The organism is Amycolatopsis kentuckyensis (assembly GCF_002155975.1).
Classification (GTDB): Bacteria; Actinomycetota; Actinomycetes; order Mycobacteriales; family Pseudonocardiaceae; genus Amycolatopsis; species Amycolatopsis kentuckyensis.
This window is the reverse complement of the sequence record NZ_MUMI01000047.1, coordinates 18,328-38,222: the sequence shown is the minus strand read 5'-3', so window position 1 is coordinate 38,222 and position 19,895 is coordinate 18,328. Positions and strand designations below refer to the sequence as shown.

15 protein-coding genes and 1 pseudogene are annotated in these 19,895 nt (G+C 71.7%); 10 read left to right on the top strand and 6 right to left on the bottom strand.

The features are described from left to right. Window positions 1-2,686: TM0106 family RecB-like putative nuclease (locus CCN39_RS05050; protein WP_086838826.1), on the bottom strand; the 2,686-nt coding region annotated here is incomplete at its 3' end. A gap of 166 nt (window positions 2,687-2,852) precedes the next feature. On the opposite strand from CCN39_RS05050, the gene CCN39_RS05045 reads away from it, so the two are divergent. The 6 genes from CCN39_RS05045 to CCN39_RS05020 all read left to right on the top strand — a co-directional run bounded on the left by CCN39_RS05045 (window position 2,853) and on the right by CCN39_RS05020 (window position 9,440). Continuing rightward, window positions 2,853-5,450: an alpha-glucuronidase family glycosyl hydrolase gene (locus CCN39_RS05045; protein ID WP_086838823.1), complete on the top strand. Its 2,598-nt coding sequence runs from the start codon at window positions 2,853-2,855 to the stop codon at window positions 5,448-5,450. Window positions 5,451-5,536: 86 nt separating this feature from the next. Further along, the gene (locus CCN39_RS05040) at window positions 5,537-6,478 is read left to right on the top strand and encodes an acyl-ACP desaturase (RefSeq protein ID WP_086838820.1); all 942 of its coding nucleotides are present in this window, start codon (window positions 5,537-5,539) and stop codon (window positions 6,476-6,478) included. A gap of 22 nt (window positions 6,479-6,500) precedes the next feature. Next, entirely contained in the window at window positions 6,501-7,265 is a 765-nt protein-coding gene (locus tag CCN39_RS05035) for an IclR family transcriptional regulator (RefSeq protein WP_086838818.1), read from the top strand. A gap of 68 nt (window positions 7,266-7,333) precedes the next feature. Then, window positions 7,334-8,368, top strand: a complete 1,035-nt coding sequence (locus tag CCN39_RS05030) for a Rieske 2Fe-2S domain-containing protein (RefSeq protein WP_086838817.1) — start codon at window positions 7,334-7,336, stop codon at window positions 8,366-8,368. Beyond that, window positions 8,365-8,526 (top strand): hypothetical protein, encoded by a 162-nt coding sequence (locus tag CCN39_RS05025; RefSeq protein WP_086838815.1) that lies wholly within the window; start codon window positions 8,365-8,367, stop codon window positions 8,524-8,526. The genes CCN39_RS05030 and CCN39_RS05025 overlap by 4 nt, the downstream gene beginning before the upstream one ends. Continuing rightward, window positions 8,523-9,440, top strand: coding sequence for a PDR/VanB family oxidoreductase (locus tag CCN39_RS05020; protein WP_086838813.1), 918 nt, complete (start codon window positions 8,523-8,525; stop codon window positions 9,438-9,440). Before CCN39_RS05025 ends, CCN39_RS05020 begins: the two co-directional genes overlap by 4 nt. Before the next feature lie 10 nt (window positions 9,441-9,450). Here the strand turns inward: CCN39_RS05020 and CCN39_RS53000 are convergent. Further along, window positions 9,451-9,930, bottom strand: a pseudogene (locus CCN39_RS53000) (NACHT N-terminal Helical domain 1-containing protein); the annotation flags it as partial. Between the two features lie 75 nt (window positions 9,931-10,005). On the opposite strand from CCN39_RS53000, the gene CCN39_RS05010 reads away from it, so the two are divergent. Then, window positions 10,006-11,454: a phospholipase D-like domain-containing protein gene (locus CCN39_RS05010; protein WP_434781085.1), complete on the top strand. Its 1,449-nt coding sequence runs from the start codon at window positions 10,006-10,008 to the stop codon at window positions 11,452-11,454. A gap of 40 nt (window positions 11,455-11,494) precedes the next feature. Beyond that, window positions 11,495-12,439, top strand: coding sequence for a MerR family transcriptional regulator (locus CCN39_RS05005; protein WP_086838809.1), 945 nt, complete (start codon window positions 11,495-11,497; stop codon window positions 12,437-12,439). 3 nt (window positions 12,440-12,442) lie between these two features. Here the strand turns inward: CCN39_RS05005 and CCN39_RS05000 are convergent, their stop codons facing one another. The 4 genes from CCN39_RS05000 to CCN39_RS04985 all read right to left on the bottom strand — a co-directional run bounded on the left by CCN39_RS05000 (window position 12,443) and on the right by CCN39_RS04985 (window position 16,993). Then, on the bottom strand, window positions 12,443-14,017 hold the full coding sequence (locus CCN39_RS05000) for a succinic semialdehyde dehydrogenase (protein ID WP_086838806.1): 1,575 nt from the start codon (window positions 14,015-14,017) through the stop codon (window positions 12,443-12,445). Further along, window positions 14,014-15,642, bottom strand: a complete 1,629-nt coding sequence (locus tag CCN39_RS04995; protein ID WP_086838804.1) for a GMC family oxidoreductase — start codon at window positions 15,640-15,642, stop codon at window positions 14,014-14,016. Before CCN39_RS04995 ends, CCN39_RS05000 begins: the two co-directional genes overlap by 4 nt. A gap of 98 nt (window positions 15,643-15,740) precedes the next feature. Continuing rightward, window positions 15,741-16,199, bottom strand: coding sequence for a dihydrofolate reductase (locus tag CCN39_RS04990; protein WP_086838802.1), 459 nt, complete (start codon window positions 16,197-16,199; stop codon window positions 15,741-15,743). Beyond that, the gene (locus CCN39_RS04985) at window positions 16,196-16,993 is read right to left on the bottom strand and encodes a thymidylate synthase (protein WP_086838800.1); all 798 of its coding nucleotides are present in this window, start codon (window positions 16,991-16,993) and stop codon (window positions 16,196-16,198) included. Before CCN39_RS04985 ends, CCN39_RS04990 begins: the two co-directional genes overlap by 4 nt. Before the next feature lie 106 nt (window positions 16,994-17,099). Between CCN39_RS04985 and CCN39_RS04980 the strand changes: the two genes are divergently transcribed. Both CCN39_RS04980 and katG read left to right on the top strand, forming a co-directional pair. Then, a complete protein-coding gene (locus CCN39_RS04980) occupies window positions 17,100-17,552 on the top strand; it encodes a Fur family transcriptional regulator (RefSeq protein WP_086838798.1) in 453 nt (150 codons plus the stop codon). After that, the gene (katG, locus tag CCN39_RS04975) at window positions 17,549-19,822 is read left to right on the top strand and encodes a catalase/peroxidase HPI (RefSeq protein WP_086838796.1); all 2,274 of its coding nucleotides are present in this window, start codon (window positions 17,549-17,551) and stop codon (window positions 19,820-19,822) included. Before CCN39_RS04980 ends, katG begins: the two co-directional genes overlap by 4 nt. Window positions 19,823-19,895 lie beyond the last annotated feature (73 nt).

Below are 19,895 nucleotides of genomic sequence, written 5' to 3'. Positions count from 1 at the left end.
GCGCCGAGGCCTCGGCGCCCGCGGGGTGCGTGCCCTGCACGACCTGGGGCAGCTGCTGCGGGTCGCCCAGCAACAGGACATTGCGAGCGCACATCGACACCGCGAGCGCGTCGGCCAGGGCGAACTGGCCGGCTTCGTCGATGATCAGCAGGTCGAAGGGCTCCTCGCGGACCGCCGCGTTGGCGAACGTCCACGCCGTGCCGCCGACCAGGTGCCCGGTGTCGTGCTCCTCGCGCCACTTCACCAGCGCGGGGTTGCTCTTCGGCTGGTCCCACGGCGCGGCCGGGTCCGGCGTCTTCTTCGCCCGCTTGGCGCACGGCAGCTCCGGCGCGCTCTTCTTGGCCGCGCTCAGCACGTTCTCCACGGCCTTGTGGCTGGTCGAGGTGACCGCGACGGTCCGCCCCGCCCGCACCAGCCGGGCGATCAGCCGCCCGGCGAGGTAGGTCTTGCCCGCGCCCGGCGGGCCCTGCACGGCCAGCGCCGACCCGTCGAGCGCGTCGACCGCCTCGATCACGGTGGCCACCAGGTCCTCTCCCGGTGACGGCAGCGCCGCGCCGCCCCGCAGCCGCGGCGGGGTCCGCCGGAGCAGGTCGACGCCGGGGTGCCGCGGCAGCTCCGGGAGCGCGTCGACGACCAGGCGCGCGAGGTCGGCGACCGCCTCGTCCTTGGGCGAGGGCCGCACCGGGCTGCCCGGCAGCACCGCGCTCGGCCGGTCGTTCGTGGTCGCGTCCGGCGGGCAGCTCTCCTCCAGGGTGAGCTCCACGGCCGACGCGGCAACGACCTTCGCGTCGCGGGCGGCGTCGCCGTAGCGCAGCCGCACGTCGTCGCCGGGCGCGAACGGGTGCGGGCGGTCCGGGTCGCACGCCAGCTGCAGCGTCCGTTTCGCCGTGCGCGCCCGCCCGGCCGGGGGCACCCACTCCCCCGCTTCCAGCGAGACCGGCACCGCGCAGGCGGTGTCCACCTCGAGGTCGCCGAGCGGCGCGGCGAGCTGGCGGAAGTACTCCCACCACGCCGGGTTCGTCTCGCGGCGGTGGTAGCCGACGGACGCCGCCAGCAGCGCGCGGGCCCGCTCGTCGGCGGTGAAGCAGCCCGGGTCGTCCGGCAGCCCGTCGAGCAGGGGGTCGACCAGCGCGGCCAGCTGCGCGGCCCGTTCGGCGCGCCGCTCGGCGGCGACGTCCTCCTCGGCCGCGCGAAGCAGCGCGTCCTCGGCGGATTCCTCGGCCGGCTCCGGGACTTCGATGCCCGCCTCGGCGCGGACCCGGTGCAGGAACTCGAACAGCCGCTGCGCCGAGACGCAGTCGTCCTCGGTGTTCTCGCCGATGCGGCGCAGGGCCTCCTCGGCGCGTTCCGGCTCGCCGGACTGCGCGAGCGCCAGGTACTCCTCGTACGCCTCGACGTCGGACACGGCGGTCTTCCCGCGGGCGCCGGGCTGGTAGAGCGGCTCGAGGTGCCGGATCGAGTACGACCGCTGCGACACGCGCAGCGCCTTGCGCACGACCGCGTGCAGGTCCACCACCGCGCCGCTGCGCAGCAGGTGGTCGACGGTCTCCTCGCGGGTGCCGTGCACCGCCGCGAGCCGCTTGATCGCGGTGACTTCGTACGGCGCGTAGTGGTAGACGTGCGAGCCCGGGTGCTCGGCGACGCGCGCCGCGGCGAAGTCGACGAACTCCTCGAACGCCCGCCGCTCCTGGGCGCGGCTGTGCGCCCAGAACGGCGTGAACTGCCGGTCGCCGACCGCGCCGAACAGGTATTCCAGCCCTTCGCCGGCCAGCGCGTGCGGATCGCCCGCCAGGTCGGCGAAAACGTCACCCGGCGCCGGGGCCGGCAGGGCGGCCAGCTCGTCCGGGTCGACGATCTCGTAGGCGACCTCGCCGGTGGTGTCCTGCCGGACCTGCAGCGCGGCCTGGGCGCGCAGGGTCGCGAACGCCGTCGCGGACAGGTCCCGCGGCCGGTCGTCCGGGCCGGCGGCGGCGAGCGCGTCGATCGAGCCGAGCCCGGCGGCGACCAGTTTGCGGCGCTGGTCGCCGCGCATCCCGGCCACGAGCGAAAGGTCGCGGTCGGCCTCCCGCGCCGACGCGCAGTGCTGCGCGAACCCGCAGCCGGCGCAGGCCGGGCGTTCGTCGGCCCACAGCGGGACCGGCAGCCGCGGCGGCCGGCCGGCGAGCCGGGCCCGCAGCCGGTCGACCAGCGGCCGGAAGTCCTCGACGCGCAGCGTCCGGGTGCCGCCGCCGGTCAGCCGCAGGTGCAGCCGCGGCCCGGCGGGCCATCCGGCGCGGCGCACCGCGTCGGCGCAGGCCGTCAGCCGGACCACCGCGGCGGGCGTCGCCTGCCGGACCGGCTTCGCGTCGTGGACCTCGTAGCGGCCGTCGCCGTCCTGGACCAGGAAGTCCGCCTGGGCCGAGAAGTCGCCGTCGACGAAGACGGCCCGGTGCACGACCGGAACGCCGGACCGCAACGCCTCCTCCGTCGCCTTCGCGGCGAGCGCGGTGTCCTGGACGTCGATCTCGGCGACCTCGCGCCCGTCGGCGCGGAACCGGGCGAGCATCGCCGCGGCGTGCCCGCGTCCCTGGTCCGGTTCGGCGAGGGAGGGCCGCGGCGCTCCCGGCAGGTCCGCGGCGAGTGCCTGGACGAGGATGCTGCGGTGCTCGCAGTCGAGCAGGTCGGCGAGATCGGCTGGGGTGGGCATCGCCGCGAAGTCTGGCACGGCCGGTCACCGGCGCCGGAGCACGCCGTCCCGACACGCCGAAACTTTCGGGAATTCCTTGGTATATCGCCAATTCTTGACAGCGCGCACCCGGCCCGGCAATAGTGCGAGAACCGAACTTAATACTCGTGAACACGATGGGGGCACGGTGTCTCTCAGCGACGAGGACGAGCAGAACCGGCTGCGCCGGCGGTCCTTCCTGATCGGCAGCGGCGCTGTCGTGGCCACCTCGGTGTTCGGTGCCGGTCCGGCGCACGCCGGTCCGCCGAATGCCTTCCCCGGCGACTACGACGGCTCGGACCTGTGGCTGCGCTACGAACCGGTCGCCGATCCCGGCCTCCTCGCCCGGTACCGGGCCGCGCTCGGCGCGATCGTCGTCGAGAACGCCGACCGCACCGAGGTCCACCGCCACACCGCGAACCTGAGCATGGCCCCCGGCTCCACCGAGCACCTGGTGCGGAGCACCTTGGCCGCGGCACGGGACGAGCTCGTCCGGGGCCTCGGCGGGCTGCTGGGACGGCCGGTGCCGGTGCGGGACGGGTTCCCCGACCGCGCGGTGGTCGTGGGCACCCCGGACAGCTCGCCGCTGGTGCGCCGGCTCGTTCCGGCACGCGACCTGGCGCCGCTCGGCGACGACGGCTACCTCATCCGCTCGCTGTCCCGGGGCGGGCACCGGTCGATCGTCATCGCCGGGAACACCGATCTCGCCGCGCTGTACGGGACATTCGCCTTCCTCCGGCGGCTCCAGGCCCAGCACGCCGTCACCGGCCCGGACATCTCGTCGGTGCCCCGGATCAACCACCGGTACCTGAACTACTGGGAGACCGAGCGCCTCTACGCCGGCAACAACCCGGCCGGCACCGGCGGGCTGAACGGCGAGAACGGGGCGATCTTCGACTTCACCGCCACGGGCGCGTCCGCGGCGCTGAACCTGCCGGTGATCCTCGACCGGTACCTGGTGGCCGCGCGGGCGATGGCCTCCCTCGGCATCAACGGCATCACCATCAACAACGTCAACGCCAACAGCTTCTACCTCACCCCGGCCGCCATCGAACAGGAAGCCGCGCTGGCGGACGCGCTGCGCCCGTACGGGATCCGGCTGGCCGTGTCCATCAACTACGCGGCCCCGACGGACGCCCGGTTCGCGCCCGACACCCTCACCCGGGACCAGCTCGATCCCTACAGCGACCTGTTCCGGGACTGGTGGACCCGCCGGGCCCGGATGCTGCAGGCCGCCATTCCCGACTTCCTGGGGTTCACCGTCAAGGCGAACTCCGAGGGCCAGCCGGGCCCGCAGGACCTGGGCTACGACCACGGTGACGGCGCCAACGGGATGGCGGCGGCGGTGGCGCCGCTCGGGATGCGGATCTTCTGGCGGACCTTCGTCTACAACGCCGACGTGGACGCCGACCGGCTGAAGCGCGCCTACCTGGAGTTCGGCCCCATCGACGAGGAACCCCAGCCCGACGGCACGACCGGCCGGTTCGCCGAAAACGTGTTCCTGCAGACCAAGAACGGCCCGCTCGACTACCAGGCCCGCGAGCCGGCCAACCCGCTCTTCGGCCGGATGGAACACACCAACCAGGCCATCGAACTGCAGGTCACCCAGGAGTACACCGGGCAGAACACGATGCTGTGCTACCTCGGCCCACTGTGGGAGGAGGTCCTGAAGTCCGACACCCACGCCACCGACGCGCACGGGAAGCTGCTGGCGAAGCGCCTGGTCGGCAACGTGGTGGACGGCACCGCCCAGGGCCATCCGGACAGCGCCATCGTCGGCGTGGCCAACCTCGGCAACGCCGACAACCTGACCGGGCACCACTTCGCGCAGGCGAACCTGTACGCCTTCGGCAGGCTGGCGTGGGACTGGACCCTGGACAGCCGCGGCATCGCCGAAGACTGGGTCCGGCTGACGTGGAGCAACCGCGACTCCGTCGTCCGGACGATCGTGACGATGATGATGGGCTCGCGGGAGGCGCTGGTGAGCTACCAGACCCCGCTCGGCGTCGCGCACCAGTTCCGGTCCAGCGACCACTACGGCCCCAACCCCGCCGAACGGCTGGCCCGGGACGACTGGAGCCCGGTGTACTACAACAAGGCCGACCGGGCCGGGCTCGGCTACGACCGCTCCCCCACCGGCAGCGGCTTCACCGCGCAGTACTTCCCGGTGCTCGCGGCCCGGTACGGCGACATCGAAACCGTGCCCGAGAACCTGCTGATGTGGTTCCACCACGTGCCGTGGGACCGGCGGCTGCGCAACGGCCGGATCTTCTGGGACGAGCTGGTGTACCGCTACCAGACCGGCGTCCACTACGTGTCGTGGCTGCGCCGGGCCTGGGACTCGCTCGAACCCCACGTCGACGCCCGGCGCTTCGCCGAGGTGAAGGCCAAGCTCGCCGCCCACGAAGCCGACGCGGGCAGCTGGCGCGACACCTGCGTGCGCTACTGGCAGGAGTTCAACGGCCGGGCCATCCCCACCGACGGGCCCCTCGCGATCCGGATCGTGGTCGGCGGCCGGACGATCGGCGGGTTCGACGCCGGCGCGCCGTCGTACACCGTCCCGGTGGCGGCCGGGACGTCACCGAGGATCACGAAGGTCGTCCCGGCCGATCCGGCCGCGAAGTGCGAAATCCTCAGCCAGGCACGCGCGGTCCCCGGGCGGGCTGTGGTGCGAATCACCGCGACCAGTTTCTTCGGGCCCATCCTCAAGGAATACGTGTTCGACCTGGTCGCCGCCCCGCACTGAGCTCCGGGAACCACCGGCCGCGCGCGTCCGTTGTCGTATCCTACGGCACCGTAAGTTACGGTTGCGTAGGTACGGAAGGACGTCCCATGCCGGTCCCCGAAACCACCCGCCTGCTGCACGAGCTGGAAGGCACGGTCGAAGAGAACCTCAACCGGCACCTCGCCGCCGCCCAGGAGTGGATGCCGCACGAGTACGTCCCCTGGAGCCAGGGGCGCGACTTCGCCGAACTGGGCGGGGAGGCCTGGGACCCGGAGCAGTCCCGGGTGACCCCGATCGCGCGCACGGCCCTCGAGGTCAACCTGCTCACCGAGGACAACCTGCCCAGCTACCACCGCGAGATCGAGCGCGCGTTCGGCCGCGACGGCGCCTGGGGCACCTGGGTGCACCGGTGGACGGCCGAAGAGGGCCGCCACGGCATCTGCATCCGCGACTACCTGCTGGTCACCCGCGCCGTCGACCCCGTCGAGCTGGAGCGGATGCGGATGGAGACCATGCAGGCGGGCTACGACACCGGCGACAAGCCGCTGCTCAACGTCTGCGCGTACGTCTCGTTCCAGGAGCTGGCCACCCGGCTCTCGCACCGCAACACCGGCCGCTACACCCAGGACCCCCTGGCCGAGAAGCTGCTGGCCCGGGTGTCCACGGACGAGAACCTCCACATGGTCTTCTACCGCAACCTCGTCAAGGCGGCGCTGGAGATCTCGCCCGACGCGATGGTGCGCGCGATCACCGACGAGGTGCTGAACTTCGCGATGCCGGGCGCGGTGATCCCGAGCTTCCAGCGCAAGGCGGCGCTGATGGCCAAGGCCGGCATCTACGACCTGCGCATCCACCACGACGACGTCGTCCAGCCGCTGCTGCGGTACTGGAAGGTCTTCGACCTGACCGGCCTCGGCGCGGTCGGCGAAGCCGCCCGGGAGGAACTGGCGACGTTCATCAAGGGCCTCGACACGCAGGCGTCCCGCTTCGAGGAACGCCGGGATGCCGCGGCCGCACGCCGGGCCGCGCGGGGCATAGTGGACCTCTGAGCCGCTCCCGCCGGAGGTCGCCGTGCCGCACCGAGGTCGCGTTCCCGGCGCCACCGGGCCGGTGCTGGGGCGCGCGCTGCGGGTCCTGGAGGCGTTCTCGCCGGACCGGCCGGCCCTGCGGCTGAGCGAGGTCGCCCGCCGGACCGGGCTGCCGGCCGCGACCGCGCACCGGCTGCTGCGCGAGTTCTGCGAGTGGGGCGCGCTGGAGCGGGACGAGGCCGGCGTCTACCGGGTCGGCCTGCGGCTGTGGGAGCTGGGCTCGCTCGCGCCGCGGGGCCTGGGCCTGCGGGAACTCGCCCTGCCGTTCCTGGAGGACCTCTCGCAGATCACGCGCGAGAACGTCCAGCTCGCGGTCCGCGAAGGCGCCGAGGTGGTGTACATCGAGCGGATCGCGGGGACCGGGGCGGTCCCGGTGCTGACCCGCGTCGGCGGGCGGTTCGCCCTGACCGCGACGGGTGTCGGGCTGGTCCTGCTGGCCCACGCACCCGCGGAGGTGCAGGAGGAGGTGCTCGGCAACCCGATCGAGCGCTACACGAGCGAGACGGTGACCGACCCGGACCGGCTCCGGCACCTGCTGGCCGACGTCCGGACGCACGGGTTCTCCATCAGCGAGCGCCAGGTGACGCTGGACGCGCTGTCGGTCGGCGCGCCGATCCACGACGCGCGGGGCCGGGTGGTGGCCGCGGTTTCGCTGGTCGTGCGGTACGGCAGCGTCTCGCCGCACGCGCTCGCTCCGCTGGTCATGACGAGTGCCCGCGCCATCTCCCGAGCCCTTTCCATCTTATGAAATCGCCCTTCGTGGCCCGGGGTCGCTCCCGCAGGCTGTGACCCGGCCCACCACGAAAGGACGACCCGATGAGCGCCATTCCCCGCGACCAGTGGTACGTCGCCGCCTACGGCTCCGAGATCGGGGCCGAGTTGTTCAGCCGCACCATCTGCGGTGAGCCGATCCTGTTCTGGCGGACCCGCGACGGGAGCGTCACCGCGATGGCCGACCGCTGCGTGCACCGGCGCTTCCCGCTGTCGCAGGCGCCTTCCCGGCTGGTCGACGACCAGGTCATCTGCGGCTACCACGGCTTCACCTACGGCGTCGACGGCAAGTGCGTGGCCGTGCCCGGGCAGACCCGGGTGCCGCGGACCGCGCGGCTGACGCACTACCCGCTGGTGGAGCAGGATTCCTTCGTCTGGGTGTTCATCGGCGACCCCGCGAAGGCCGACACCTCGGCGATCCCGCGGGCGCCCTGGCTCGACTCGCCGGACTACACCACGGTCCGCGGGATGGAACCGCTCAAGGCGCGGTACTCGCTGCTGGTGGACAACCTGCTCGACCTGTCCCACGAGACCTACCTGCACGGCGGCTACATCGGCACCCCGGAGGTCGCCGAAACGCCGATCACGACCGAGGTCGACGAGGAAGCCGGGATCGTCTACGTGTCGCGGCACATGGCCGACGCGGCGTGCCCGCCGTTCTACGCGAAGTCGACCGGCCTGGAGGGCCGCATCACGCGCTGGCAGGACATCGAGTACACGCCGCCGTGCCTGTACAAGCTGCACAGCCGCATCGCGCCGGTCGGCTCCGTGCCGAACCCGGACGGCAGCGACCCGGACGCCTTCCACGTCGAGGTCGTCTACGCCATCACGCCCGAAACCGAGCACTCGACGCACGACTTCTGGGCGGTGGCCCGCGATTTCGCGCTCGACGACGAAGGCGTTTCGGCGTTCCTCGCGGAGAACAACCGCACGGTGGTGCTGCAGGACGTCGAAGCCCTGGACGTCCTCGAGAAGGTGATCGCCACCGAGCCGGACGGCTACCAGGAGCTGTCGATCAACATCGACACCGGCGGCCTGGCGGCCCGCCGGATGCTGCAGCGGCTGGCGGCGTCGTCGTGACCGGGCCGATGCTCACCGGCGACCGCGTCTACCGGATCCACTGGGTGCTCGGCACCGACCGGCTGCGCGCGGTCTGCCACTGCGGCGCCGAGCGCGAGTTCGAAGACCCCGTGCAGCTGTGGGACTGGCTGCTCGCCCACCCCGAAGGACACTCATGACCCTCGAACTCCTGGTGGCGGACAAGGAAAAGCTGGCCGACGGCGTCGTCCGGCTCACCCTCCGCGCCCCCGGCGGCGGTGCGCTCCCGGCCTGGGAGCCGGGGGCCCACATCGACCTCCACCTGCCCGGTTTCGTGCGGCAGTACTCCTTGTGCGGCAACCCTTCGGACACGACGGCGTACCAGGTGGCGGTGCTGCGCGAGCCCGACGGCCGCGGCGGCTCGGCGTACGTCCACGACTCGCTGTCCCCCGGCGACCGGATCGAGGTGGCCGGCCCCCGCAACCACTTCGCGCTGGTGGACGCCGAGCGCTACCTGTTCATCGCGGGCGGCATCGGCATCACGCCGATCCTGCCGATGCTGGACCGGGTCGCTCGCTCGGGTCGCGGCTGGCAGCTGGTGTACGGCGGCCGCACGCGCGGGTCGATGGCGTTCACGGAGGAGTTGTCCCGGCACGGCGACCGGGTCTTGTTCCGGCCACAGGACCAGCACGGCCTGCTCGACCTTCCAACCCTCCTGGCGGCGGTCCAGCCGGGCACGGCGGTGTACTGCTGCGGCCCGGAACCGCTGCTGGCGGCGGTGGAGGCGCTCGGCCCGGAGGACCTGCACGTCGAGCGCTTCACCGCTCGGCCGGATGAGAGTCCTCGCACGGCTTTCGAGGTCAAGCTGGCCGGGTCGGGGCGGGTGCTGCCGGTGCCCACGGACCGGTCGATCCTCGAGGTGGTGGAGGAAGCCGGGGTCACGGTGCTGTCATCGTGCCGCGAGGGGACGTGCGGGACCTGCGAGACCGGTGTGCTCGGCGGCGAGCCGGACCACCGCGATTCGGTGCTGACGGCGGAGGAGCGGCTGGAGAACGAGGTGATGATGCTGTGCGTGTCGCGGGCGTGCTCCCCGCGGCTGGTGCTCGACCTCTGAGGGCCCTGGCCGCGAACGGCGTCAAGTGCACGACGAGGCGGACGTAGTAGCCGCAGCACTCCTCGAGGACGCGGCGGTGGAACCACGTCGCAGCCTCGCTGAGGCCGGCGCGTTCCGCGGCGTCCGGGAGGGTGGCGTGCAGGCGTCGGGCGAGCCGGTCCGGATCGACGTCGACCTCGAACAAGTCGGCGTCGGCCAGGTTCGCGCGTTCGAAGGCGTCCGCGACCTCCGCCAGCGCCGCCGACCGCTCCCCGTCGTCGAGGTCCGGGACTTCCTGCCGGCACAGCAGCAGGAGCCGCTCCGACACGACGTCGACCAGGGCTTCGACCTCCCGGTCGAAGCGACGGCGGGAAAACCCGCCGCCCAGGCGTGCCTGCACCAGCTCCGGCAGCGAACTCTCCCGCTCGAGCTCGCTCTTGCGGCTGGTGAGCCACGACTTCACGGCCGAGTTCACGACCGCCGTGCCCACCTTCAGCACCAAAGGCTCCATGGCAGGCGAGTCGCGAGTGCATCACTCGCTGTTACTGCACGGCGAGCCGCGCCGATCTGTAGTGATATGGGACGGGTGAAGACGTTCCTGGACAAGGTGGACGAACGGCTCGGCGACGGGCTCGAGAGTGTCCTGTGCGCCCACCACCGGCGGCGGCTGCACGGGCTCGGCTGGGGTGCCGTGCTCGAACCCGGCGGCGCGCAGGACCCGCTCGGCGGGCGAGCCCCGGTCCGCGACGGCAACCGCGTCGAAGTCCTCATCGACGGTGAGGAGTCCTTGCCCGCCGTCGCCGAGGCCATCCGGCAGGCGAAGTCGCACGTGCACATCGCCAACTGGCACGCCAGCGCCGACTTCCGGCTGACGCGGGAGCCCGGCTCGCCCACCCTGCGTGAGCTGCTCGCCGAGGCCTCCGGGCGGGGCGTTCAGGTCCGGGTCCTGCTCTGGGCCGGACCGCCCTTCCCCGCGTTCCAGCCGTCGCGGAAGCTGGCGCGATCGGAGCGGCGGAAGTTCACCGAGGGCACCGACGTGCGCTGCGTGCTCGACGCCCGCGAACGGACCCTGCACTGCCACCACGAGAAGCTGGTGATCGTCGACGACGCCGTCGCCTTCGTCGGCGGGGTGGACCTCACCGCGCTCGAAGGCGACCGGCACGACAGCCCGGACCACCCGCCGCGGCCGATCGGGTGGCACGACCTGATGGCACGGCTCGGTGGTCCGGTGGTCGCCGACATCGCCGACCACTTCCGGCGGCGGTGGATCGAGGTGGCCGGCGAGGACCTGCCGCAGCCCGCGGTCCCGGCGCCCGTCGGCGGCAGCCGGGTCCAGCTGCTGCGGACGGTGCCCAACGACACCTACGACTTCCTGCCCAAGGGCGAGTTCACCGTCCTCGACGGCTACCTGCGGGCGCTGAGATCGGCGCACCGGCTGGTCTACCTGGAGAACCAGTTCCTGTGGTCACCGGAGATCGCCGAGGTGCTGCTCGACAAGCTCCGCACGCCGCCGTCCGACGAGTTCCGCGTGGTCCTGCTGCTGCCGCGCAAGCCGAGCAACGGCTCGGACACCACCCGCGGCCAGCTGGGCCGGCTGCTCGACGCCGACGACGGCCACGGCCGCCTGCTGGCCACGACCATCAGCGCCCACGACGGCGACTCGGCGGCCCCGGTGTACGTCCACGCCAAGCTCGGCATCGTCGACGACTCGTGGCTGACGGTCGGCTCGGCCAACCTCAACGAGCACTCGCTGTTCAACGACACCGAGGTCAACATCGCCACCGACGACCCGGAGGTGGTCCGGGCGACCCGGCTGCGGCTGTGGGCCGAACACCTCGGGCGGCCGGTTTCGGAACTGGAGAAGAGGGACCCCGCGGACGTGGTGGACAACCTCTGGCGGCCGCTGGCCGAGGAGCAGGCCGAGCGGGAACGCCGCGGCGAGCACCGCACCCACCGGCTGGTCCTGCTCCCGGGCGCCTCGCGCCGCGCGGCCCGGCTGCAGGGGCCGTTGCGAGGGCTGCTGGTCGACGGCTGAGCCTTGAGTCTCCCACCGGGGGAGACGGCAGGCTGGGGGTATGGACGACGAGAACCTCCTCACGATCGGGGCGCTGGCCGCGCGGACCGGGCTGTCCGTCAAAAGGATCCGGTTCTATTCCGACCAGGGGATAGTTCCGGCGACCTGCCACAGCCCGGCCGGCTACCGCCGGTACGACGTGGCCGCACTGGCCCGGCTGGAACTGGTCCGCACGCTCCGTGAGCTGGACATCGATCTGGCGACGGTCCGGCGCGTGCTGGCCGGGGAGACCTCGCTGGCCGAGGTCGCCGCAGCGCACGCGGCGGCGCTCGACGTGCAGATCCGGGCGCTGCGCCTGCGGCGTGCGGTGCTGGCGGCGGTCGCGAACCGGGAATCGAGCCCTCAGGAGATGGATCTGATGCACAAACTGGTGAACCTGTCCGACGCCGAACGGCGCCGCTTCGTCCACGACTTCATCGACGACACCTTCGGCGGTGTCGACGCCAATCTGGCCATGGTGGAACTGCTGCGCTCGAGCATGCCGGAGCTGCCCGAAGACGCCACCCCCGAACAGGTCGGGGCGTGGATGGAGCTCGTGGAGCTGGTCCAGGACACGGAATTCCGGGCCGCGGTGCGGCGAATGGCCGAGTACCAGGCGGCCCAACGCGCCGACGGCGACACCACCGGCCTGCACCACGACCTGACCGAGACCGTGCGCGAAGCCGTCGGCCGAGCGCTCGCGGCGGGCATCGCACCGGACTCGGAGCAGGCCGGCGGCATCGTCGCCACGCTCACCGCACGCTACGCCGAGACGTTCGGCAAGGCCGACGACAGCCGGCTGGAGAAGTGGATCCTCGAACGGCTCGAGGTCGCCGGCGATCCGCGCGTCACGCGGTACTGGCAGCTGGTGGCCACCATCGACGACCAGCCTCCGTTCCCGGACCTGGGACCGGTGTTCACCTGGTTCGGCCAGGCCCTGCGCGCTCGTCTGGACAGCCGCGCCTGAGCGCTACCGGATCCGCAGCTTCCGCATCAGCTTCAGCCCGGACAGCATGCTCTCCACGTACTTCTCGTACCCCTGCCCCGGCCGGGGCCCCATCACCTGCTTCTTCAGCACGGCCAGGTTCTGCACGTCCGTGTACTTCAGCAGCCCCTGGTCACCGTGGCGGGCCCCGACGCCGGAGTTCTTCACCCCGCCCGACGGCGTCCCCTTGGCCGCATAAGCGGTGGCCAGGACGTCGTTCACATTCACGTTGCCGGACTCGATCCGGGCCGCCAGCGCGCGGGCCGCCGCAACGTCGGTGCTCCACACCGACGCGTTCAGCCCGTAGTCCGTGTCGTTGGCCAGCGCCACCGCTTCGTCGACCGTGCGGTACTTGTGCAGCGCCACCACCGGTCCGAACGTCTCGGTGACGCCGCAAAGCATGTCCGCGGTGACGCCCTCGAGGATCGTCGGCTCGAAGAACGCCGGGCCGAGGTCGGGCCGCGGCTTGCCGCCGCACAGCACCGTGGCGCCCTTCGCCACCGCATCATCCACATGGGACTTGACGCGGCGCATGTGGTCGACCGAGACCAGCGAGCCCATGTCCGGGCCGAAGTCGTACGCCGCGCGGACGTCGAGGGCCGAGGCCGCGGCGACGAACGCCGTCTTGAACTCCTCGTAGCGCGATTCCGGCAGGTAGATCCGCTCGATGTGCATGCAGATCTGGCCCGTGTTGCCGAACGCGCCGAACACCGCGCCCCGCACGGCCTCCGGAACGTCGGCGTCCGGGAGGACGATCATCGGGTTCTTGCCGCCGAGCTCCAGGCAGCAGCCGATGAGGTTGCGGCCCGCCCGCTCGCCGATCACCCGGCCGGTGGCCGTCGAACCGGTGAACATCACGTAGTCCGCGTGGTCGATCAGCGTGGGGCCGACGTCCGGGCCCTCGCCGCAGACCACCTGGAACAGCCCTTCCGGCAGGCCCGCCTGCTCCAGCAGCCGGACGCCGTACAGCGGCGAGAGCGCCGTCTTGTTGTCCGGCTTCAGCACGACCGCGTTGCCGGCCATCAGGGCCGGCACGGCGTCGGAAACGCCGGTGGCGAACGGGAAGTTCCACGGCGCGATGATGCCGACGACACCCTTGGGCAGCCGGACCTCGGTCGACGTCGTCAGCAGCGGCACCGGGCCGCCGCGTTTGGTCGGCGCCAGCAACCGGGCCGCCCGCTTCAGGTAGTGGCTCATCACCATCGGCGGGTCGCAGGTCTCCTCGATCGCCATCCGCCGGTTCTTGCCGCTTTCGACCTGGATGAGGTCGGCGACGGTCCGCGCCTGCTCGACGAACAGCGCGTGCGCCCGCCGGAACACCGCCAGCCGGTCCTTGACCGGGGTGGCCGCCCACTTGCGCTGGGCCTCGCGCGCGACGGCGAACGCCCGCTCGATGTCGCCGGTCGTCGACTGCGGCAGCTCGACGAGCACGTCGCCGGTGTAGACCTCGGTGAGCTTCCAGGTCGCGCCGGCCGAGCCGGGCACCCGGGACACCAGCTGCGCCAGGAACGCGTCGGTGACCGAAGCGGGACGGGTGAGTTCGAGCGGCGTGAGCGTCATGACCGGCTCCCGAGGACGAACTGGGCGCCCATTTCCCCGATCATGATGCAGGGCGCGTTGGTGTTGCCGCCGGTGATCGACGGCATGATCGAGGCGTCGCAGACCCGCAGGCCGTCGACGCCGCGCACGCGCAGGTCGGGGCCGACGACGGCGAGCTCGTCGACACCCATCCGGCAGGTGCCGACGCCGTGGTAGACCGACGTCGCGCGGTTGAGGATCGCGTCGCGCAGGGCTTGCCCCTTGAGGTCCTTGCCCGGGTGGATCTCTTCCTTGACCGCGCCCTTGAACGCCTTGGACGCGAAGATCTCGCGCACCATCTCCGAGCCTTCGCCGAGCAGTTCGAGGTCGGCCGGGTCGGACAGGTACTGGAAGTCGATGAGCGGCGCCGCGGCGGGATCGGCCGAGGCGAGCCGCAGCGTGCCGCGGCTCTTCGGGTAGATGAGCGTGGTCAGCACGGTGAGCGCGGGGCGCTTGTCGACGTCGTGCCGGATCGGCGCGTCCTGGTTGGGCGAGACGTACGCCCACGGCAGGAGGTGCAGCTGCAGGTCCGGGATCGCGCCAGCCTGCGAGGTCCGCAGGAACGCGACCGCCTCGAACACGGAGTTCGCCAGGAACGTGGTGCCGGGCCGCAGCAGCTCCCGGGCCAGGCCGCGGGCGAAGTACGGTGCCGTGCCCTTGTTCTTGCTGGTCGACACGTGGAACGTCAGGGCGTGGAACATGTGGTCGTGCATGTTGTCGCCGACGGGCAGGTCGGCGACGACGTCGATGCCGAGTTCCTTGAGGTGCTCGGCGTGGCCGATGCCGGACAGCATGAGCAGCTGCGCGGAGCCGATCACGCCGGCGGAGAGGATGACCTCCTTGCCGGCGCGGATGGTGCGCGGACGGCCACGGTCGAGGACCTCGACGCCGACGGCGCGGCCGTTTTCGACGAGCACCTTCTTCGCCAGCACCCGGTCCTGCAGCTGCAGGGTCGGCGGCGCGAGGTGGTGCAGGTAGCCGCGCGAGGCGCTGTAGCGCAGGCCGTCGGCGGCGTTCTGCTGCATCCGGCTGACGCCCTCTTGGGACTCGGCGTTGTAGTCGTCGAGGATCTTGCAGCCGAGGGCGTCGGCGGTGGCGTCGACGAACTGCAGCGAGCCTTCTTGGGGGTTCTTCGCGCGGGTGACCCGGATCGGGCCGCCGGCGCCGCGGAAGGCGTTCTCGCCGTCTTCGAAGTCCTCCATGCGCTTGTAGGCGGCGTTGACGCTGTCGGCGTCCCAGCCTTCGTTGCCCTCGGCGGCCCAGGAATCGAAGTTGGCGCGGTTGCCGCGGACGTAGACCATGCCGTTGATGGAGCTGGAGCCGCCGACGACCCGGCCGCGCGGCACCGGCATCCGCCGATCGAGAACGTGTTTCTGCGGGACGCCGTAGAAGCCCCAGTCGAGCGGCTTCTTGAGCTGCGGCACCGCGTGCATCGGCCCGACGAGCCCGGGTTTCTTGACGAGCAGCTGCTCGTCGCTCTTCCCGGCTTCCAGGACGATCACGCTGGCCCCGGACTGGGCGAGCCGTCCCGCGATCGCCGCGCCCGAGCTCCCCGACCCGACGACGACGTAGTCGGCCTCGTCGCCGCGCGCCGCCCTTTTCGCCATGTCCGCTCCTCGCTACGACCGGCCACTAGAACTGTAACGTGTTCTAGTTCGAGCCAACCGTATAGCGCGGACCCCGGAGAGCGCAACGGCCCGGGCCGTCAGCCCCAGGCCAGGAAGCGGTACCCCAGGCCGGTCGAGGACTCCAGCCACTCCCCCACGGAGTCCGCCGGACGCCCAACCTCGGGCGCGCGGGTGTCCCCTTCGAAGGACTCCCGGATTTCGGTCACCACGATCCGGTCCGCGAACGGCAGCGCCGCCCGGTACACCGCCGCGCCGCCGATCACCCACAGGTCGCCGTCCACCGCCGCGAGCGCCGAAGGCAGGTCGGCGAACGTCTCGACCCCCTCCTGCGGGGTCGCCGACAACACCAGGTTCCGCCGCCCCGGCAGCGGCCGGAACCGCGGCGGCAGCGACTCCCACGTCCGGCGCCCCATCAGCACCGCCGCCCCCGCGGTCACCGTGCGAAAGTGTTTGAGGTCCTCCGGCAGGTGCCACGGCAGCTCGCCGTCGCGCCCGATGACGCCGTTCGCGGACTGGGCCCAGACCAGCCCGATCACACCGCCACCGGCGCCTTGATGCCCGGGTGCGGGTGGTAGCCCTCGACCGAGAAGTGCTCGTACGTGTAGTCGAACAGGCTCTCCGCCGGCTTCAGGCCCAGCGTGGGGAACGGCCGCGCGTCGCGGGCGAGCTGCGTGCGGACCTGGTCGACGTGGTTGTCGTAGATGTGGCAGTCACCGCCGGTCCAGATGAAGTCGCCGACGCCGAGCCCGACCTGCGCGGCGATCATGTGCGTCAGCAGCGCGTAGCTGGCGATGTTGAACGGCACGCCGAGGAACAGGTCCGCGCTGCGCTGGTACAGCTGGCAGGACAGCTTCCCGTCGGCGACGTGGAACTGGAAGAACGCGTGGCACGGCGGCAGCGCCATGCGCGGGATGTCGGCGACGTTCCACGCGGACACGATGATCCGCCGCGAGTCCGGGTTCTCACGCAGCGTGCGCAGCACCTCGGCGATCTGGTCGACGTGTCCGCCGTCCGGGGTCGGCCACGACCGCCACTGGACGCCGTAGACCGGGCCCAGGCCACCGTCGTCGGCGGCCCACTCGTCCCAGATCGTGACGCCGTGCTCCTGCAGCCACGAGACGTTCGCGTCGCCGCGCAGGAACCACAGCAGCTCGTAGGCGATCGACCGGAAGTGGACTTTCTTCGTGGTGATCAGGGGAAAACCCTCGGACAGGCGGTACCGCAGCTGGTGCCCGAAGATCGACCTCGTGCCCGTGCCGGTACGGTCGCCCTTGCGGGCACCCGTGTCGAGAACGTGGCGGAGGAGGTCTTCGTACTGCGTGTCCGGCATGCCCGGGACTCTAACCGGGCCGCTGACTCAGCGTGAACCCCGGATGGCCGACACGCACGAGGTCTTAACTTGACCCATTCCAGAAAAGGCCTTAGGGTCGACGGCGATGTCAGACTTCGAAGCACAGCTGCGGGCGGTCTCGCTGCGGGTCACGCGACCCCGGCTGGCCGTGCTGGCCGCGCTGCGCGACCATCCCCACGTCGACACCGAAACGGTGATCGACCTGGTGCGCGCCGAGCAGCCGACGGTGTCGCACCAGACGATCTACGACGTGCTGCGGGCGCTCACCGACACCGGGCTGATCCGGCGCATCCAGCCGGCCGGCGCGAACGCCCGCTACGAGGCCCGGGTGGGTGACAACCACCACCACGTCGTGTGCCGTTCGTGCGGGGCGATAGCCGACGTCGACTGCGCCGTCGGCCACACCCCCTGTCTCACCGCTTCGGACGATCACGGTTTCGTGATCGACCAGGCGGAGGTCGTCTACTGGGGCACCTGCCCCGACTGCGCGGCCGCCCGTCCCCGAAATGATTCGCCGCTCCCGGAAGGAAGTAAATGAGCTCCACCCAGGACAACCCGTCCAGCGCGCAGGGCGTGGACAAGAAGGCGGCGGCCGGTTGCCCGGTCGCGCACGACTCGGTGACCTCGCACGGCAGCGAGAGCGAGAACCCGGCGATCGACTCGCCGCAGCCGAAGACGGGCGGACGGCCGCGCACCAACAAGGACTGGTGGCCCAACCAGCTCGACCTGTCGGTGCTGCACGCCCACTCCCCGAAGGGCAACCCGCTCGGCGAGAACTTCAGCTACGCCAAGGAGTTCGCGAAGCTCGACGTCGAGGCCCTGAAGCGGGACGTCACCGAGGTGCTCACCACCTCGCAGGACTGGTGGCCGGCCGACTTCGGGCACTACGGCGGCCTGATGATCCGCCTGAGCTGGCACGCCGCGGGCACCTACCGCATCCACGACGGCCGCGGCGGCGCCGGGGACGGCAACCAGCGCTTCGCCCCGCTCAACAGCTGGCCGGACAACGCCAACCTCGACAAGGCGCGCCGCCTGCTGTGGCCGGTCAAGCAGAAGTACGGCCAGAAGATCTCGTGGGCCGACCTGCTCGTGCTCGCCGGCAACGTCGCCCTGGAGTCGATGGGCTTCAAGACCTTCGGCTTCGGCTTCGGCCGCGTGGACGTCTGGGAGCCCGAAGAGATCATCTGGGGCCCCGAGGACGACTGGCTGGGCGACGAGCGCTACGTCAGCGACTCGGAGATGGCGCCCGAGGTCGGCGCGACCGAGATGGGGCTCATCTACGTCAACCCCGAGGGTCCCCGCGGCAGCGCGGACTTCGAGGCGGCGGCGCACTTCATCCGCGAGACCTTCGCCCGGATGGCGATGAACGACGAGGAGACCGTCGCCCTCATCGCCGGCGGCCACACCTTCGGCAAGACGCACGGTGCCGCCGTGGCCGACGACCACGTCGGCCCGGAGCCCGAGGGCGCCCCGATCGAGGCGCAGGGCCTCGGCTGGCTGAGCACGCACGGCTCCGGCAAGGGCGCCGACGCGATCACCAGCGGTCTCGAGGTGACCTGGACCGACAAGCCGACCCAGTGGAGCAACCGCTTCTTCGAGATCCTCTTCGGCTACGAGTGGGAGCTCACCACGAGCCCCGGCGGCGGCAAGCAGTACGTCGCCAAGGACGCCCCGGAGATCATCCCGGACCCGTTCGACCCGAACAAGAAGCACAAGCCGACGATGCTCACGACGGACCTGTCGCTGCGCTTCGACCCGGTCTACGGCCCGATCTCCCGCCGCTTCCTGGAGAACCCGGACGAGTTCGCGCTGGCCTTCGCCAAGGCCTGGTACAAGCTGCTGCACCGCGACATGGGCCCGGTCAGCCGCTTCCTCGGCCCGTGGGTCGCCGAGCCGCAGCTGTGGCAGGACCCGGTGCCCGCCGTCGAGGGCGAACTCGTGAGTGACGCCGACATCACCGCCCTCAAGGCGAAGGTGCTCGACTCGGGGCTCAGCGTCGCGGAACTGGTTTCCACGGCGTGGGCGTCGGCCGCGAGCTTCCGCTCCACCGACAAGCGCGGTGGCGCGAACGGCGCCCGGATCCGCCTGGAGCCGCAGCGCAACTGGGAGGTCAACCAGCCCGAGCAGCTCGGCAAGGTCCTGGAGGTCCTCGAGGGCGTCCGGCGCGAGTTCAACGAGGCGGGCGGCGCGAAGATCTCGCTGGCCGACCTCATCGTGCTGGCCGGCTCGGCCGCCGTCGAGAAGGCGGCGCGCGACGCCGGCGTCGAGACGACCGTGCCGTTCCACCCGGGCCGCACCGACGCGTCGCAGGAGCAGACCGACGCCGACTCGTTCGAGCCGCTCGAGCCGCGCGCCGACGGGTTCCGCAACTACCTGCGCTCCGGCGAGAAGCTCCAGCCGGAGACGCTGCTCGTCGAGCGCGCGTACATGCTCGGCCTGTCCGCGCCGGAGATGACCGTCCTCGTCGGCGGCCTGCGCTCGCTCGGGAACAACCACGGCGGTGCCGCGCACGGTGTCCTCACCGACCAGCCGGGCGTGCTCACCAACGACTTCTTCGCCAACCTGCTCGCGCCGGGCACCAAGTGGAAGGCATCGGAGTCCGCGGAGAACGTCTACGAGATCCGCGACGTCACGACCGACGAGGTCAAGTGGACCGCCACCGCGGTCGACCTGATCTTCGGTTCGAACTCGCAGCTGCGGGCGCTGGCCGAGGTCTACGCCAGCGACGACGCCCGTGAGAAGTTCGTGGCCGACTTCGTGGCCGCGTGGACGAAGGTCATGGAGCTGGACCGCTTCGACCTCGCCTGATCCACCACCGCAATGGGCCCGGCCGATCCTCGGCCGGGCCCATTCGCGTTTCCGGCGATCTTGACAAGGGGTG

Excerpts from the sequence above, each read along its gene's own strand:
- CCN39_RS05040 (WP_086838820.1), top strand. The coding sequence starts at position 5,537 with ATGCCGGTCCCCGAAACCACCCGCCTGCTGCACGAGCTGGAAGGCACG.
- CCN39_RS05030 (WP_086838817.1), top strand. The coding sequence starts at position 7,334 with ATGAGCGCCATTCCCCGCGACCAGTGGTACGTCGCCGCCTACGGCTCC.
- CCN39_RS05020 (WP_086838813.1), top strand. The coding sequence starts at position 8,523 with ATGACCCTCGAACTCCTGGTGGCGGACAAGGAAAAGCTGGCCGACGGC.
- CCN39_RS05005 (WP_086838809.1), top strand. The coding sequence starts at position 11,495 with ATGGACGACGAGAACCTCCTCACGATCGGGGCGCTGGCCGCGCGGACC.
- CCN39_RS05000 (WP_086838806.1), bottom strand. The coding sequence starts at position 14,017 with ATGACGCTCACGCCGCTCGAACTCACCCGTCCCGCTTCGGTCACCGAC.
- CCN39_RS04995 (WP_086838804.1), bottom strand. The coding sequence starts at position 15,642 with ATGGCGAAAAGGGCGGCGCGCGGCGACGAGGCCGACTACGTCGTCGTC.
- CCN39_RS04985 (WP_086838800.1), bottom strand. The coding sequence starts at position 16,993 with ATGCCGGACACGCAGTACGAAGACCTCCTCCGCCACGTTCTCGACACG.
- CCN39_RS04980 (WP_086838798.1), top strand. The coding sequence starts at position 17,100 with ATGTCAGACTTCGAAGCACAGCTGCGGGCGGTCTCGCTGCGGGTCACG.
- katG (WP_086838796.1), top strand. The coding sequence starts at position 17,549 with ATGAGCTCCACCCAGGACAACCCGTCCAGCGCGCAGGGCGTGGACAAG.